13 protein-coding genes are annotated in these 16,431 nt (G+C 39.0%); 10 read left to right on the top strand and 3 right to left on the bottom strand.

Features of this window, described 5'->3' with window-relative positions; translation table 11 throughout:
* Nucleotides 1–28: 28 nt before the first annotated feature.
* Entirely contained in the window at nucleotides 29–820 is a 792-nt protein-coding gene (locus ACIQXP_RS01650; RefSeq protein ID WP_387504258.1) for a hypothetical protein, read from the top strand.
* Here ACIQXP_RS01650 and ACIQXP_RS01645 read toward each other — a convergent pair whose 3' ends face one another.
* The gene (locus ACIQXP_RS01645) at nucleotides 821–1,384 is read right to left on the bottom strand and encodes a DUF1543 domain-containing protein (protein WP_387504259.1); all 564 of its coding nucleotides are present in this window, start codon (nucleotides 1,382–1,384) and stop codon (nucleotides 821–823) included.
* 387 nt (nucleotides 1,385–1,771) lie between these two features.
* On the opposite strand from ACIQXP_RS01645, the gene ACIQXP_RS01640 reads away from it, so the two are divergent.
* Nucleotides 1,772–3,475: an FAD/NAD(P)-binding protein gene (locus tag ACIQXP_RS01640; protein ID WP_387504260.1), complete on the top strand. Its 1,704-nt coding sequence runs from the start codon at nucleotides 1,772–1,774 to the stop codon at nucleotides 3,473–3,475.
* A gap of 9 nt (nucleotides 3,476–3,484) precedes the next feature.
* Here the strand turns inward: ACIQXP_RS01640 and ACIQXP_RS01635 are convergent, their stop codons facing one another.
* Both ACIQXP_RS01635 and ACIQXP_RS01630 read right to left on the bottom strand, forming a co-directional pair.
* The gene (locus ACIQXP_RS01635) at nucleotides 3,485–4,111 is read right to left on the bottom strand and encodes a M23 family metallopeptidase (protein ID WP_387504261.1); all 627 of its coding nucleotides are present in this window, start codon (nucleotides 4,109–4,111) and stop codon (nucleotides 3,485–3,487) included.
* A gap of 502 nt (nucleotides 4,112–4,613) precedes the next feature.
* Complete coding sequence (locus ACIQXP_RS01630; RefSeq protein ID WP_293743368.1) at nucleotides 4,614–5,834, bottom strand: metallophosphoesterase; 1,221 nt, start codon at nucleotides 5,832–5,834, stop codon at nucleotides 4,614–4,616.
* 215 nt (nucleotides 5,835–6,049) lie between these two features.
* Here ACIQXP_RS01630 and ACIQXP_RS01625 point away from each other — a divergent pair, with 215 nt between their 5' ends.
* The 8 genes from ACIQXP_RS01625 to ACIQXP_RS01590 all read left to right on the top strand — a co-directional run bounded on the left by ACIQXP_RS01625 (nucleotide 6,050) and on the right by ACIQXP_RS01590 (nucleotide 15,987).
* Nucleotides 6,050–6,496, top strand: coding sequence for an RrF2 family transcriptional regulator (locus tag ACIQXP_RS01625; protein WP_090499724.1), 447 nt, complete (start codon nucleotides 6,050–6,052; stop codon nucleotides 6,494–6,496).
* 1,016 nt (nucleotides 6,497–7,512) lie between these two features.
* Nucleotides 7,513–9,603, top strand: coding sequence for a HEPN domain-containing protein (locus ACIQXP_RS01620; RefSeq protein ID WP_387504263.1), 2,091 nt, complete (start codon nucleotides 7,513–7,515; stop codon nucleotides 9,601–9,603).
* Nucleotides 9,604–9,705: 102 nt separating this feature from the next.
* Nucleotides 9,706–10,476, top strand: coding sequence for a uroporphyrinogen-III C-methyltransferase (cobA, locus tag ACIQXP_RS01615; RefSeq protein ID WP_387504265.1), 771 nt, complete (start codon nucleotides 9,706–9,708; stop codon nucleotides 10,474–10,476).
* Nucleotides 10,460–11,971 carry a TSUP family transporter gene (locus ACIQXP_RS01610; RefSeq protein ID WP_293743373.1) on the top strand — a complete coding sequence of 504 codons (1,512 nt, stop codon included), beginning with the start codon at nucleotides 10,460–10,462 and terminating at the stop codon, nucleotides 11,969–11,971. Before cobA ends, ACIQXP_RS01610 begins: the two co-directional genes overlap by 17 nt.
* A gap of 2 nt (nucleotides 11,972–11,973) precedes the next feature.
* Complete coding sequence (locus ACIQXP_RS01605; RefSeq protein ID WP_387504266.1) at nucleotides 11,974–12,675, top strand: phosphoadenylyl-sulfate reductase; 702 nt, start codon at nucleotides 11,974–11,976, stop codon at nucleotides 12,673–12,675.
* Nucleotides 12,676–12,808: 133 nt separating this feature from the next.
* Nucleotides 12,809–13,714, top strand: a complete 906-nt coding sequence (cysD, locus tag ACIQXP_RS01600; protein ID WP_387504514.1) for a sulfate adenylyltransferase subunit CysD — start codon at nucleotides 12,809–12,811, stop codon at nucleotides 13,712–13,714.
* A 142-nt stretch (nucleotides 13,715–13,856) separates the two neighbouring features.
* A complete protein-coding gene (locus ACIQXP_RS01595; protein WP_293743377.1) occupies nucleotides 13,857–15,107 on the top strand; it encodes a sulfate adenylyltransferase subunit 1 in 1,251 nt (416 codons plus the stop codon).
* A gap of 415 nt (nucleotides 15,108–15,522) precedes the next feature.
* The gene (locus tag ACIQXP_RS01590; RefSeq protein WP_387504267.1) at nucleotides 15,523–15,987 is read left to right on the top strand and encodes a hypothetical protein; all 465 of its coding nucleotides are present in this window, start codon (nucleotides 15,523–15,525) and stop codon (nucleotides 15,985–15,987) included.
* The last annotated feature ends 444 nt before the right edge of the window (nucleotides 15,988–16,431 follow it).

Below are 16,431 nucleotides of genomic sequence, written 5' to 3'. Positions count from 1 at the left end.
GGTTGATTACAATTAACCTGATATATTTATGAAAATGCTTTTTAGGGCTTGCATACTTTCCATTTTAATTTTTTCTTCTATAAAGGCAAGTGCACAAACAGTTACTCTAGATTATTTTTTCAATCGTGAAACCCGTAAGGATAAGAACGGTAAAGAGGTTCGGTTTCATTATCTTTGGGGTGAGCGGGCAATGAGTGGTTTTTCTATTTTAGGAAGTGTATTTAAAAAAGAAGGATTTAAGTTAGATTCGCTTGAAACTGCACCAACTGCAGCCAGATTAAAAGGAAGCGAAGTATACTTGATTGTAGATCCCGACCGGACTAAGGAAAATCCGAAACCAAATTATATTCAGGCTTCAGATATTGCCGAAATTGCTGCCTGGGTAAAACAAGGAGGTGTATTGGTCATGTTTGCCAATGATAGTGCCAACGTAGAATTGCCGCATTTTAATAAATTGACAGAGGTATTTGGCATGCACTTTACCAATGACATGCAAAATCATGTTATTGATGACAATCATTTTGAGGATGGCGCTATTGTTATCAAAAATAACCCCGTGTTTAAAACGGCGCAAAAAATATTTATGAAAGATATTTGCGCTATTGAAACCAAAGGCGCTGCTAAGCCAGTATTAAAAAATAAAGCCGGTGCAACGGTTATTGCCCGTGCTAAATATGGTAAGGGTAATGTGGTGGCCATTGCCGATCCGTGGTTGTACGACGAATACGTTAATGGCCGTTTGCCAAAAGAGATGGGTTTTGAAAACGATAAGGCTGCTGTAGATCTGGTAAGGTGGTTAAAAATGCTTGCGCGGAAATAGTTACAGCTTATCCAGTTTAAAATAGCCTAAATGAATTTCATCTTCAGGTAAATGACCTGATGATGGTTTGATCTCGATATGGTATTTTTGTTTCGATTCATCGGTTAAAATGTCTTCAATTTTATAAATATCGTCTACATCAATGCCATATTTTTCGTCAATATGCGAATTGGCGCCTTTTATCGAATTGGTTTTAAAAAATACCGTTTTCTTTGCTTCCTGTATGGCTTTGGCCCTTTCATCATGTACCGATAGTACAATATGATGCTGCTCATATAACTGATTAGTTAGATAGCCGCCAAGGTTAATAAAGAACAATTTGTGGAGCGAGGGTAAGGTGTGCTCATCACGTAACCCGATGCTGATTTCATAATCATCAACCTTCTTCACTTCCCTCCAGCCATCAATATGCAGGCTGGTGCCCGTCCCCGGCCAAAATGCCTTAATCTCGGGCACCAGATCTTTTAGCGAATGGGCAATGCCGAAGAAATAATCGTGCTGTTCTACATTTCGTTTCGGGGCTTTTGAGCCCAGTAAAATCATATATAGTTTTAATTCGTTCATTGGTGTATTAGTTTATTAATGCCTTCCGGCAATCTATCATTCAAAATTCAATCTGTTAATAAAACTCACCTTTTTTAACAGAGTTAAGCTAAATAGGTTCTTAAATTTTAGGATTTTCTTCGTTTCTAACCAGAGAGCGCATCGAGCAGGCACGGAGGACAAGATTTGAAGAGAGACTTTAACTGTATTTTCGTGATCTTTACCGTAGCGCAGGCCCGAATGTTGAGGAGAGAGATCTATCGTAGCAGGTTAAAAGATTTTTCCATTGCTGTCTAAAGGACATGCTAATTTCGCAACCTAAATCTCCTGACCTCTGAATCCTGACTTGTTAACTTATTAACAAACAATCAAAACAATTTTCTTTTTTTTAGATTGTATCTGTTACAAATGGATACGAAAACTGCAAAAAAGAAAATTGCCATCATTGGTGGCGGCCCGAGCGGCTTGTTCATGTATAAAAGATTAATTGAATCTGAAGTTTCCAATTTCGAAATAGAAATATTCGAACGCAAAGGCTACTTGGGGGCGGGTATGCCTTATAGTGCTGAAGGGGCAAATGTAGAACACATTACCAACGTATCCGACAATGAAATTCCGATTATATTTAATTCTATTGAAGATTGGGTAAAAATTGCACCAAAAGAGATTTTAAAAAAGTTTGATATCAATGAGGACAAATTTAACGAATACAAGGTATTGCCAAGATTGTTTTTTGGTGAATATCTTTCTGCCCAGTTTAACTTATTAAAAGAAGTTGCAGAAAATAAAGGTATTAAAACTGATGTACACTTAAATTGTGTGATTGATGATATTGTTGATGTTTCTGAAGATCAGCAGGTTGTGGTGAGTATTAAAGGGCAAAATAAAGTCCGTTTCGATATTGTAATTATTTGTACTGGTCATAATTGGCCTCAAAAATATGAAGGAAAAATTCCTGATTATTTCGATTCGCCATATCCACCAAAAAAGATTGCATTAGAAGTGAACCACACCGTAGGCATTATGGGTTCATCATTAACTGCCATTGATGCCTTAAGAACCCTGGCGCGGCAAAACGGAAAGTTTATAACTAACGAAGATGGTACCTATTCTTACCAGTTAGCCAGCGAAGGTTTTAAAATCGTAATGCACTCACGCAGTGGGTTATTGCCAGCGGTGAGGTTCCATCTGGAAGATTCCCATTTGGGTAAAGAAGAGACGCTGAGTAAGGCCGAAATTCAGGAAAGCATTAAAGAAAACGGAGGCTTTTTGCCATTGGATTATGTATTTGAAAAGAATTTTAAACAAATGTTCGTTGAAAAAGATCCTGTTTTTTTTAAAAAGATCAAAGACATGAACCTTGAGGAGTTTGTAGGTGCCATGATGGATTATCGTGAAAAAATGGAACCATTCGATCTGTTTAAGAAAGAATATGAAGAAGCAGAAAAATCCATTGAGAAAAGGAAATCCATCTACTGGAAAGAAGCACTCGCCATTTTAAGCTTCGCCATGAACTACCCTGCAAAATATCTTTCGGCAGAAGATATGGAACGCCTGCAAAAAGTTTTGATGCCACTCATTTCTATTGTAATTGCATTTGTTCCCCAAAGTTCGTGCAGAGAGCTTTTGGCCCTTCATGATGCGGGCGTATTAAGCATTGTTGCAGTTGGCGATCAGGCAGAGGTAGAGCCTTTAACAACTGGCGGAGCAGATTATCATTACAAGGTTGATGGTGAAAAAGTGACCGTCCATTTCGATACCTTTATCGACTGTATTGGCCAGCCCCATCTTTCTTTTGAAGATTTTCCTTTTAAAAGCTTAATCAGCAACAAGACTATTAGTCCGGCGACACTAAAATTCAAAACTGCCGAAATAGGGGAGGAAGAAATGAAACACAATGATTTAGTAATCAAAAAGGGCGATGATTATCTTTTGACTGTTCCCGGTATTACCATCAACGATCATTTTCAGGTGGTTGATGAGGCTGGTAAGGCGAATGAAAGAATTTATATCATGGCCGTTCCATACATTGGTGGTTATAATCCTGATTATTCAGGAATCGATTTTTGTGAAGCCGCTTCTGAAGCGGTGTTGGAATGTATTTTGAGCTAAGCCTCCCATCTATTTGATGTGTTCTTTTATAAATACCTGGGGATTATAAAATCTTTCATTAAGTTGCTTATTATTAAAGGTTAACCAGCTGGCACAGCCATAATCATCAAATTTTTTTCTGATTTCCAAATGAAGGTGGTGATAATCGCCCCCATATTTTTTACTTTCCTGAGGTGTAAATAACCTGGCCAGTTTAGTGTTTTGATCCACCTGCTGACCAATGCTTACGTAAACCTCTTTTAAGTGTTTGTAGGAGGTGAACACAATTTGGCTGTTAGGCAGTTTGTGCTTTACAACGACCGTACGCTGATTTTCGCCTAAATGCACAGAACAAATTACTCCATTTGCCATGGCGTAAATACCAACCAGTTTAGCTTTAGGTTGAGCAGGATTGATATCAATGGCGGTATGGATATGCCCTTTAACATAACTGTTGCGATGGTCGCCAAAAATGCTGATGATTTTGATGTTGGTTGTCTTTTTACGGTTCAGCACGTCGAAAGGTAAAAACCATTGATCGGCTGTTTTTGCAGGAGCGGCGTCTGTATAATATGGTTTCCAGCGATCACGGTCTTTCTCAATGGTCGGCGTTTCAAATAACAGTATCGACAAAAAGATAAATAAAAATGTTTTCATGCCATCAGGTAATTTAAAGCAAGATAACGATTTTAGTAAATAAACTATCTTTGTAGTTAAAATAATATTATGGTTATTTCAACTAAAGCGCAGTAAAGCGAAGAAATCGGTCTGAACAGATTTAGCTTCAAGAATGTTTGGGCTCTTGACTGTTTTCCAATCCGCTCAAACTGGCGATCCATATTATTTTTATGGCCGATATTACCATCTGACAAAGGGAAGATTTATTTGATTTCATAAATCGCTCGATTCACCCAAAGTCAGATGGCAACGTCTGACTGTACCTTCAAATGAATTCCTTGGTTGGTGTCTCACCGAACAATCAAGAGGTTTATTCCGAGTGGTTTGTGGGGACACTGAACCACGGCGTTTGCGTTCGTCATTCCCAACTTGATTGGGAATCGTAATACTTTAGCTGGACTTGTTACTTGCATAAGATTCCCGCCTCCGCGGGAATGACGATTGCGTAGACAACAAATGCCCCAGCCCGGGGCATTTGTTGTTATTTCTTCTTCAACTCTATCACTGTAATCTCTGGCCAGATCCCGATGCGGCCTGAAAAACCCAGAAAACCAAAACCCCTGTTTACATTTAAAAACCTGCCATTTTCAGTCTTAATGCCTGCCCAGTGTTTGTAACGGTATTTTACCGGGCTCCATTTAATCCCAAAAGCTTCGATACCGAATTGCATGCCATGAGTATGCCCGGCTAGCGACAGTTGGATTTTAGAAGGATAATTTTTTACCTCTGCATCCCAGTGCGAAGGATCGTGCGAGAGCAAAATCTTGAAATCTGTAACACTGGTATTCTGTAAGGCCTTATTCAGATCACCACGTTCTCCAAAACCAATTCCCCAGTTTTCTATTCCAGCTAATATAATTTTTTCGCCGTTCTTATACAGTTCTACATGTTCATCCAGTAAAAGTTTAAACCCAAGTTCACTGTGGTACGCTTTTAATCGGTTCAGGTTCTGTATTTTATCTGCGGATGTAGGCCACTTGATATAATCGCCATAATCGTGGTTTCCTAAAACAGAAAACTGTCCGAATGGTGCTTTAATCTGCGAAAAATGGCCGATGTAAGGTGCAATTTCTGAAGCGGCATTATTGACCAGATCGCCGGTAAAAACAAAAAGATCACTTTTTTGCGCATTAATCATATCAATCCCTTTTTGAACGGCTTTTGGATTGGTAAAACTTCCCGCATGTATATCGGAAATTTGCGTTAGGGTAAAACCATCAAAACTTACAGGCAGGTCATCAAAGTATAAAGTATGTTTAATTACGCGGTAAGCATATTTTCCCTGGGTAATGCCATAAGCAAACAGGGCAATGGTTAAACAGAACATTATAAAGGCAAAATATACCCAGTAATTGTTTCGGGCAGCGATATGAAATCCACCTGATTCAAAACTAATAGCAACTGCCATCAATAATCGGAAAACATCGCCGAGCAGCAGAAAAAAGACGAATACAATTTCTGCGGCAAAAACAATCAGGAAAGTGTGGCTGACGATCTGGAAAAACTTATTGATGCCCTGAATCCGCATTTGCTGAATGGCAAAAAATAAGGCAAAAGTTAAACCGGTAATAAATACCCAGAAAATGGGACTTAGTAAGCTGGATTGACTGATTGCACCCAGGCCAGATAGAACATAAGTGTTAAGGACAAAAAATATGATTGCAACGGTGATGAGCGGCAATAGATTGAGTTTTCTTTTCATGATTAAATCTGCAATTCAGAATGGTGCGCAAAAGTAGATTTTAAACGCTGATAATTGACTTTCTGTTTAACGATGAAGTTATTTTTACGCCCGTTTGATTAAAGCAATGATCATTATTCTGCATTATATTTATCAATATGATAGCAGGAGGAATTAAAATCAACTTCCTGTTGCATATTTTATAATTTACTTTCTTTTATTAGCTTTGTACAAATATGCTATCCAAAAAAACAAAATATGCCATTAAAGCGCTTGTTGCGTTGGGCAAAAATTTAGATAAACCACCCATGCAGATTTCGAAAATTGCAGAGGAGGAGCATATTCCTAAAAAATTCCTGGAGCAAATTCTGCTCGATCTTCGTAATGCAGGTTTCCTGTACAGTAAAAAAGGTGCCGGAGGTGGTTATAGCCTCAACAAAAAACCAGAAGACATCCTATTGGTACATGTAATGCGTGTAACCGATGGTCCGATTGCCATGGTTCCATGTGCGAGTTTAAACTTTTACCACAAATGTGATGAGTGTGTAGATGAGAAAACGTGCGGAATCAGGAGTGCTTTTATTGATGTTAGAGATGCTACGCTCAAGGTTTTAACCGAAACCAGCATTGCAGATGTAATCGGCAGGGAGGATAACCTAAAAATCGGTATCGTTAATTTATAGTCTTTTACTTAGCCCAATCCGTCATCCTGAGGGCTATTTATTTTATAAAAATCAATATGATTGAAGGAGGTATTTATTAAATTACTACCTAAAAGAAAAGCCATACCTATAAAATAGGTAATTCACTGTCAGAACGTTGATTTTGTTGCCATTCAGATGCATCGCCAAAAGACGAAGATGTTGAAGCTTTAAAATTAAGAATACGGTTTTTAAGATTAACCTTGGCTGAATTATCAGAAACAATATTTTTCTTCTCAATAACCACATTAATTTGTTAGCTAACTCGATAATCTTCGCCAGGCTTTCTTCATTATTTGATTTTAAAATGAGCTCCATGCCTAAATATAAATATCATGATGAGATATAGACAAAAACACTGAAAATAAACTTTTCAAAAGATGATGAGGTATATGAATCAAAATTACTGAATAAATGGGAACATTGAGCCAAAGGTTCAGCTTCACTAACTGAAAAAACTGCAGTTTCATTTTTGTAGCGTTTAAATTCAATTACATTATCAGGTTGCCCACACAACATCTTTCCTAAGTTCAGGTTAGTATAGCATGGATTAATCAGAATTTGGATCATACGCGATAATCCGTTTTGGACTATAAGGGTTCATAACAATTCTTCTTCGGTACCGCAGAGAAGCGTAACCCTGTAGATCTTTCCCGCAGGGATCGTCCAAATCAGTTGTTAATTATCAGTTAGCAGTTTGCTGGTTAAAATAGCCTTTCAGAAAGATACTGAAACGAGTTCAGGAATACACTTTAAAGTAAAGTTGCTAAGAACTTAAAAAAGAGAATATAAATTTTTCATAATAAATTACTACTATTCCTATATACTTTATATATTTGGCATATAAATTTCAGTTTTATGCCTGAAAAGTTAACTGATGTACAGATGATGTGCCGTTGTAAAACGCAATAATTGGAACCTACAGATCACTTTTAGTATAAAACATGGAATGCTTCCCGGTGAAAGGGAGGCATTTTTAGAATTAGCTAACAACACATATGCAAAGTTTCAGAACAGAACTCGAAAATCCGATTGTCGAGCAGGACATTATCGATTTGGAGAATAAGATTAAAGCTTTCAGAGATGGAACCATTCAGGACGAAAAGTTTAGAAGCCTGCGTTTGGCCCGCGGTGTTTACGGACAGCGGCAGCCAGGTGTGCAGATGGTGCGTATTAAACTGCCATTTGGAAAGGTAACTTTTAAACAGTTATTGCGCATTGCCGATATTGCCGATGAATACGGAAGCGGGAACCTGCACTTAACTACCCGTCAGGATATCCAGATCCACTATGTGAGTTTAGACCGCACACCAGAGCTTTGGGCCAAACTGGAGCAGGATGATATTACCCTTCGCGAGGCCTGTGGAAATACGGTACGTAATGTAACCGCTTCTCCAAATTCGGGTATTGATGCGGAAGAGCCTTTTGATGTTTCGCCTTATGCACAAGCGGTATTTGCCTACTTTTTACGTAATCCCATCTGTCAGGAAATGGGCCGTAAGATTAAAATTTCTTTTTCATCCAGCGATAGGGACACCGCATTCAGCTACATTCATGATCTAGGTTTTATTCCTAAAATAAATGAAAAAGGCGAACGTGGCTTTAAGGTTTTATTTGCCGGTGGTTTAGGAGCACAACCTTTTCTGGCCAATGCCGTTAACGAATTTTTACCTGAAGATCAGTTAATCCCTTTTACTGAGTCTGTTCTTCGCGTTTTTGACCGTTATGGCGAGCGTAACAATCGCAATAAAGCACGCTTAAAATATCTGGTTCAAAAACTGGGTCTAGAAGAGGTTTTGCGTTTGGTTGCTGAAGAACGCACCGCCAACAAAGTAAAAACCTTTAAAATTGATGTCAACGCCGTTCAGGAGCCACTCTTACCTTTAGAACAAGAATACTCTTCGGTGGAGATACTGAATGAGGCCCATTATAAACACTGGTTAGCTACCAATGTAATTGAACAAAAGCAAGCAGGGTTTTATGGCGTTTATGTAAAAGTTCAGGTAGGAGATATCAAAACCGATAAGGCAAGGGCGTTTGTTGATGCCATCAGGTTATATGTGGCTGATGAAATCAGGATTACCCAAAACCAGGGCTTGTTGTTGAAATTTGTACGGAAGGAAGCATTGCCTTCTCTATACACCGCTTTAAATAAAATTGGTTTTACGACAGCCGGTTTTGATAGTTTGGCCGATATTACGACTTGTCCAGGTACTGATACCTGCAACCTGGGTATTTCCAACTCGATGACACTTGCTGAAGTTTTGGAAGAGGTTATTTATACCGATTTCCCCGAGTTTATTTACGAAAAAAACATCAAGATCAAAATCAGCGGCTGTATGAACTCTTGCGGTCAGCACGGCTTGGCCGAAATCGGTTTCCATGGAAGCTCGGTAAAAGCCGAAGGAAAAGTGGTTCCTGCCGTTCAGGTGATGCTTGGTGGTGGTACTGTAGGTAACGGCGTAGGCCGCGTGGCAGAACGTGTAATTAAAGTGCCATCAAAAAGGGCAACAAGTGTTTTACACTATATTTTAAATGATTTTAAGGCCAATAACCTGGCCGATGAAAACTTCCACCAATATTATGATCGTAAAGGTAAAGACCATTTTTATCAATTGTTGAAGCCATTGGCCGATTTAACCAACCTTAAAACAGAGGAGTTTGTAGACTGGGGGCATGTAGAAGAATTTGTAACAGCCATTGGTGTAGGCGAGTGTGCTGGTGTAGTAATTGATCTCGTAGCTACCTTATTATTAGAGGCTGATGAAAAATTTGAATGGGCAAATCAAAACTTAAATAAAGGTGCTTATGCAGATGCCATTTACCATACCTACAGCACTTTTGTAAGTGCTGCAAAATCGCTGTTGTTGGATAAAGGAGTAAATAGTAGCACACAGGTTGGGGTAATTCGCGAATTTGATAGCCACTATGTAGAAACCGGCGAATTTAATTTGCCTACCAATTTCTCAGACCTGGTTTTACAGATCAATAAAAATGAACCAACAGCCGAGTTTGCAAAGAAATATTTTGAAGAAGCCAATCAGTTTTTAAATCAGATAAAAGAGAAAAGAGCGGTATTGGCTAAATGAGATTTGAGATAATAGATATGAGATTTGAGAACTGCAGTCGCTGAAAGCTATGCGCATGACAACTCTTCATCCAGTCATTCAAATCAATAATTAAAAAGAAACATGGTTAATCAAAATATAGAATCAAAAATTACCCTTTTGGGGGCAGGTCCGGGCGATCCGGATTTATTAACCTTAAAAGGTGTAAAAGCATTGCAAACTGCTGATGTGGTATTGTATGATGCTTTAACCAACGAGGCCTTATTGGAGCATGCTCCGGCAGCAGCCATTAAGGTATATGTAGGGAAACGTTCTGGAGAGCATTCCTACCCGCAGGACACCATCAATAAATTAATGATCGATTATGCTCTAAACTACGGTCATGTAGTGCGTTTGAAAGGTGGCGATCCATTTGTTTTTGGCAGGGGATATGAGGAATTGGACTATGCTGCATCGTATAGCATTCCGGTCAGTGTTATTCCGGGGATTTCAAGCTCGATCGGCGTACCTGGCTTACAACAGATCCCGGTTACGCACCGCGGTATGAGCGAAAGTTTTTGGGTAATCACCGGAACTACGACTTCCGGAGAAGTATCTGCTGATATTTACCAGGCAGCACAGTCAAAAGCTACCGTACTGGTACTGATGGGACTCAAAAAACTAGCTAAAATTGTAGAGATCTTTAAAGCTGCAGGCAAGCACAATTTACCAACTGCAGTAGTGCAGAATGGATCTGCAGAAGATGAAAAATTGGTTATCGGTGTGGTTGAAACGATAGAAAGTTTGGTGCTACAAGAAAATATTAAAGCACCTGCATTATTAATTTTTGGAGAAGTTGTATCATTACATCCGTCGTTTAAAAAATTAATTAAACAATATGCAAGTATTGCCTAACCAATCTGATAGTGCAGCGTCTTTTTCTGAAGAAGAAAAAGGTAACCAGCTTTTTCCGGTTTTTGTAAAGCTGAATAAGCTGCGTACATTATTAATTGGTGCGGGCAATATCGGATTGGAGAAGTTAACGGCAATTGTAAATAATAGCCACAGCGCTACCATTACCATCGTAGCAGAGCAGGTATCGCCAGAGGTTTATGCACTTGTTGCAAATTATCCGCTGATAAAAATTAAACAAAAAACTTTTGATGTAAATGATTTAAATGATATTGATATCGTTTTTGCTGCGACCAATAATTATATTTTAAATGACGAAATCAGAAAGGTAACCCATGAGCGTGGCTTGCTGATCAATGTGGCCGATAAGCCAGAATTATGTGATTTTTACCTGGGGTCAATCGTTCAAAAAGGTGATTTGAAGATTGCCATTTCTACAAATGGAAAATCGCCAACCATTGCCAAACGTTTAAAACAGATTTTAAATGAAGGTTTACCTGCAGAGCTGGATGAAACGCTGCAGAATATGAGTGCTTTGCGCAAAACATTAAATGGCGATTTTTCAGCAAAGGTTAAAAAACTGAATAAGGTTACCCAAAGTTTAATTAATCCGAAAAAAAGCTTTGCCGAGCAGAATATCAAATGGTTAATCTGGGTAGCATCGGTTTTACTCATTGTCGCTATCGGATTTTCTCTGTGGAATACTGAGCCGGAATTCCAGCATTTTTTAATCAATATCGACCCGTTGTTTTATTGGTTTTTAGGTGCCGGATTTGTATTCGCATTGATAGATGGTGCCATTGGGATGTCGTATGGTGTGACCACCGCATCATTCTCGCTTGCCATGGGTTTGCCTCCTGCATCCGCAAGTATGGCCATCCATATTTCTGAGGTAATGAGTAACGGAATTGCAGGATGGATGCATTACCGGATGGGGAATGTAAACTGGAAATTATTTAAAATTTTAATCCTTCCTGCCATCATCGGAGCCGTTTTAGGTGCTTACATCCTCTCTTCATTAGAACACTACAGCAGTTATGTTAAACCGGTTGTTGCGGTTTATACACTTTTTCTGGGGGCTGTTATTCTAATGAAAGCGTTTAACATCAAAAGGAAAAAAGCGGATCAGAAAATCAAAAAAATTGGTTTATTAGGTTTTGTAGGAGGTTTTATAGATGCAGCCTTTGGTGGCGGATGGGGATCGATTGTATTATCCAGTTTAATTGCAGGCGGCAGGCATCCCTTGTTTTCTTTGGGCACGGTAAAAATCAGCCGCTTTTTTATCGCCACGTTGAGTTCGCTTACCTTTTTTACCATGTTAGGTGGCAAACACTGGGAGGCCGTTGTGGGTTTAATTATCGGTAGCGCAATCGCATCGCCAATAGCCGCAAAAGTATCCAACAAAATCTCGGCAAAAACCATTATGGTTGCCGTGGGGATTATTGTAATGATCGTAAGCTTAAGAAGCGTAATCATGTTTATTTTAAAATTAATATAGTGATGGGGAACTTAGAGGAGATAAAAGCAGCCCTGGACGGCTTAAGTACAGTAGATAAACTAAAATTTTTGGCAACTGAATACGCCGGGCGTATTATATTTTCAACCAGTTTTGGCTGGGAAGACCAGGCAATTACCCATTTAATTTTTGCCAATAATATTCCGATCAAGGTTTTTACTTTAGAAACCGGACGTTTGTTTCCGGAAACCTATTATGTTTGGAACCGTACCTTAGAAATTTACAATAAACCCATTCATGCCTATTATCCGCAGAACGGACTCTTAGAGGATATGGTCAATACAAAAGGCCCTAACAGTTTTTACGAATCGGTAGAGAATAGAAAAGAGTGCTGTTACATCCGTAAAATCGAACCCTTAAAAAGAGCATTAAATGGTAATGATATCTGGATAACGGGAATCAGGGCCGATCAAAGTGCCAACCGCGAGGATATGCATGATTTGGAATGGGACGAAGGAAACCAATTGATCAAATTTCACCCTATTTTCGATTGGACTTTGGATGATGTAAAAACATATATTAAAGAGAATAACATTGTATACAATACTTTGCATGATAAGGGTTTTCCCAGTATAGGATGCGCACCCTGTACACGAGCAGTACAGCCAGGTGAAGATTTCAGGGCCGGTAGATGGTGGTGGGAAGACCAGAGCAAAAAAGAATGCGGTTTACATGCCGCTGGCTGATGGAAGAAGTAAAATGGTAGATATGGAATGGAATTTAAACCTTCCAGCTTTTCAAACCTTCCAACAATTGACAACAACAAATATAACTTTGAGTGTTTGGAACATTCAATATTTAAACATTCCAACAATTGAAATGAGTACATATAATTTTGATTATTTAGATGAGCTGGAGGCCGAAGCCATTCACATCTTACGTGAAGTTGCAGGTCAGTTTGAGAAACCAGCCCTTTTGTTTTCAGGGGGGAAAGATTCGATTACTTTGGTTCGTTTGGCAGAAAAAGCTTTCCGTCCGGGTAAATTTCCTTTTCCGCTGGTACACATAGACACCGGTCATAATTTCGAAGAAACCATCACCTACCGTGATCAAATGATAGAAAGGATTGGTGAGAAACTTATTATTGGCTCTGTTCAGGAATCTATCGACCAGGGCAAAGTAGTAGAACAGACCGGTAAAAATGCCAGTAGAAATGCATTGCAAACCGTAACCTTGCTCGATACCATTGCCAAATACGAGTTCGATGCCTGTATTGGCGGTGCCCGTAGAGATGAAGAAAAAGCCAGGGCAAAGGAGCGTATTTTCTCTGTCCGCGATGAGTTCGGACAGTGGGATCCCAAACGCCAGCGTCCCGAACTCTGGAACATTTACAACGGTAAAATCCATAAAGGAGAAAACATCCGTGTATTCCCGATCAGTAACTGGACAGAATTAGATGTCTGGAATTATATCCGCAGGGAGAAAATAGAACTTCCGAGCATTTACTTTTCGCACGAACGAGAGGTAATTACCAGGAATGGCCAGCTGATGGCCGCCTCGCCTTTTTTAAATATGGATGAGGAAGATGTGGTAGAACGTAAACAGGTTCGTTTCCGTACGGTTGGCGATATGTCTTGCACCGCTGCAGTAGAATCAGATGCATTTTTGATCGACGATATTATTTCAGAAATCAGTGCCTCAAAAATTTCAGAGCGTGGTGCCCGTTTAGACGACAAGGTTTCTGAAGCCGCAATGGAAGACAGAAAAAAGGGAGGGTATTTTTAAATGAGACGTGAGATTTTAGATGTGAGATTTGAGAATCTTGCATCTGTCTAATCTCATATTTATTATTTTTAAGGATGGCGTGAGATCTGACAATCTAGCATCCGTCTCATATCTATTATCTCATATCTCAAATCTCAAAAAAATGAACATATTAAAATTTTTCACAGCAGGCAGCGTAGATGATGGTAAAAGTACCTTAATTGGCCGTTTGTTATACGATACAGATTCTATTTTGGCTGATCAGTTAGAAGCTTTGCAGCGCTCCAACCGCAAAAATGACGATGGGACAATAGACTTAGCTATTTTAACTGATGGTTTGAGGGCAGAACGTGAACAGGGTATTACCATTGATGTAGCCTATAAATATTTTCAGACAGAAAAGCGTAAGTTTATCATTGCAGATACGCCGGGCCACATTCAGTATACCAGAAATATGGTTACCGGAGCTTCTACTGCTAATTTAGCCATCATCTTAATTGATGCCCGTAACGGTGTGGTAGAGCAGACTATCCGTCATTCGTATATTGTTTCTTTACTGGGCATTAAGCATGTGGTGGTTTGCATCAACAAGATGGATATGGTGGATTATAGTGAAACCGTGTATAGTGCCATTGTTGAAAAATACAAAGTTTTGGCGCAGCAATTAAAGTTGGCTGATGTAACCTATATCCCCGTGAGCGCATTAAAAGGCGATAATGTGGTACAAACATCAGAAAATATGCAATGGTATGAAGGTGAAAGTTTGTTGCATTTTCTGGAAAAGGTAGATACCGACCACTTAGATCAATCTCAACTGGCGCGGATGCCCGTACAATGGGTAGTTCGTCCGCAAACCGCCGAACTGCATGATTACCGGGGTTATGCTGGACGTGTGTTAAGCGGAACTTTCAAATTAAATGATAAAGTTACGGTCCTTCCTTCAGGAGCAAGTTCTGTTGTAGAGAAGATTGAGTTTTTTGATGAAGAACTTGATGCTGCACATGCTGGTCAATCGGTTATTATTCACTTAAAAGATGATGTCGACATTAGTCGTGGTGATACCATTGTAAATGCATCGGCTTTGCCACAGGAAACAAAACTGATTGAAGCAGATCTTTGCTGGATGGATACGCGTGCCCTTGATACTTCCATCATGTATAATATTCAACATAATAGCAAAGTTACCAAATGTAAAATCAGCGAAATTCTACATAAAGTAGATATCAATACTTTAGAAAAGCATGCTGCAGAAGAATTTAAATTGAATGATATTGGCCGTGTAATTGTGAAAACCGCTGATGCGTTGGCTTTTGATTTATATGATGATAACCGGGCAAATGGTTCTGCTATTTTAGTTGATACCCGGAGCAATTTAACCGTTGGCGCGCTCATGTTTAGGGCGGCAGTGGAGTAGGCGATAGGGTGAAGATGTTGGATGGAAGATGGAAAATTTGAAATAGCCAATAAGCAATTTTCAATGATCAATAATGGGTAGTGTTGGAGGATACGGCTAAAATCTTGATATTCTTAACTCGTTAATGATGGAAGAATGGGCGATATGAAATGTAAGATGGAAAATAAAAATTAATAAATCGCTAATTCACTAACTGATCCTAAAATATTGTAATCCAGAAATCCTTAGCTTGGAGAACCACAACCAAATATAATAATGAAAGCTTTAGATTATTCTAATGCGAAAGCAATTTCAGCGGGGCACCAAATGGTTGCCCCGTTTTTCTTTACAGGTTTTTTGTATATTTAACTTATGGAAACGATTCAGATTTTTCATCTCGTTATTACAATATAAACGGAAACCCAAATTCCAAAACATGAAAAAAAATCTCTTGTATTTCGCTTTAGCGGCTATGCCCTTCGTTTTTGCCTGTAACCAATCACAGAAAAAGACTGATACAGCAAAAAAAGATTCATTAGTCAATCAAACCTGTTATGCCGCTTTCTTCGAAAAAGACAGTGCTGCTATGATTGTAAAAACAATGGCATCTGGCAAAATAACCGGTTCACTTTTGGTAAAATATGCTGACAAACCTGAAAATAACGGCAAAATAAGTGGAAAATTTAACGGCGATACTTTACTGGTTGATTATCGGTTTAATACAGGTAAAGATACCACAAAGGCATTTACCAACCCACTGGCTTTTTTAAAGAAAAATGGTAAACTCATTATGGGAGTTGCACAGATTGAAACTACTTTGGGAAGATCTTATTTTGTAAAAGGAAAGCCCATTAATTACGAAGCCGGGAAATTTACTTTTTCAGAAGTGGATTGTAAATAAACGCTTGGTCTTACACTCTGAGGAATAATTTAGTTTGTCATTGCTAAAAGGCTTTTTAGCCAACGACCTGCCCCGATTTTCGGGGAAGTAACCTTACAACGATCGCTATTAGCGGGTGATTTAAGATTAGCTTCGCTGGCACTTCGTGGCTCCCGCATGCGCGAGATCTGATTGCTCACTACTGGTCCTAGCGTCTCGCTAGGGCCTAATGTATAGATTATAGTTTATTGTTGCCACGGATGCACAGAAAGCTCGGAGATTTTTTTGCTTGTTAAGCTCCGTTTGCGGTACTATCATTTCGAGCGATAGTTATAAGATTGGGAGACAACTATACAGAGAGCCTTCAATTTGTTCTGAACAATAGTTATAAAATTATTTTAAAATAAATTACTACAATTTCTATAGACTTTATATATTTGTATTGTAGAACGAATGGATAACGGA

This window comes from Pedobacter suwonensis (assembly GCF_044762335.1).
Lineage (GTDB): Bacteria > Bacteroidota > Bacteroidia > Sphingobacteriales > Sphingobacteriaceae > Pedobacter.
Note: the sequence above shows the minus strand (reverse complement) of the source record. Positions and strands in the feature narration are given on the sequence as shown.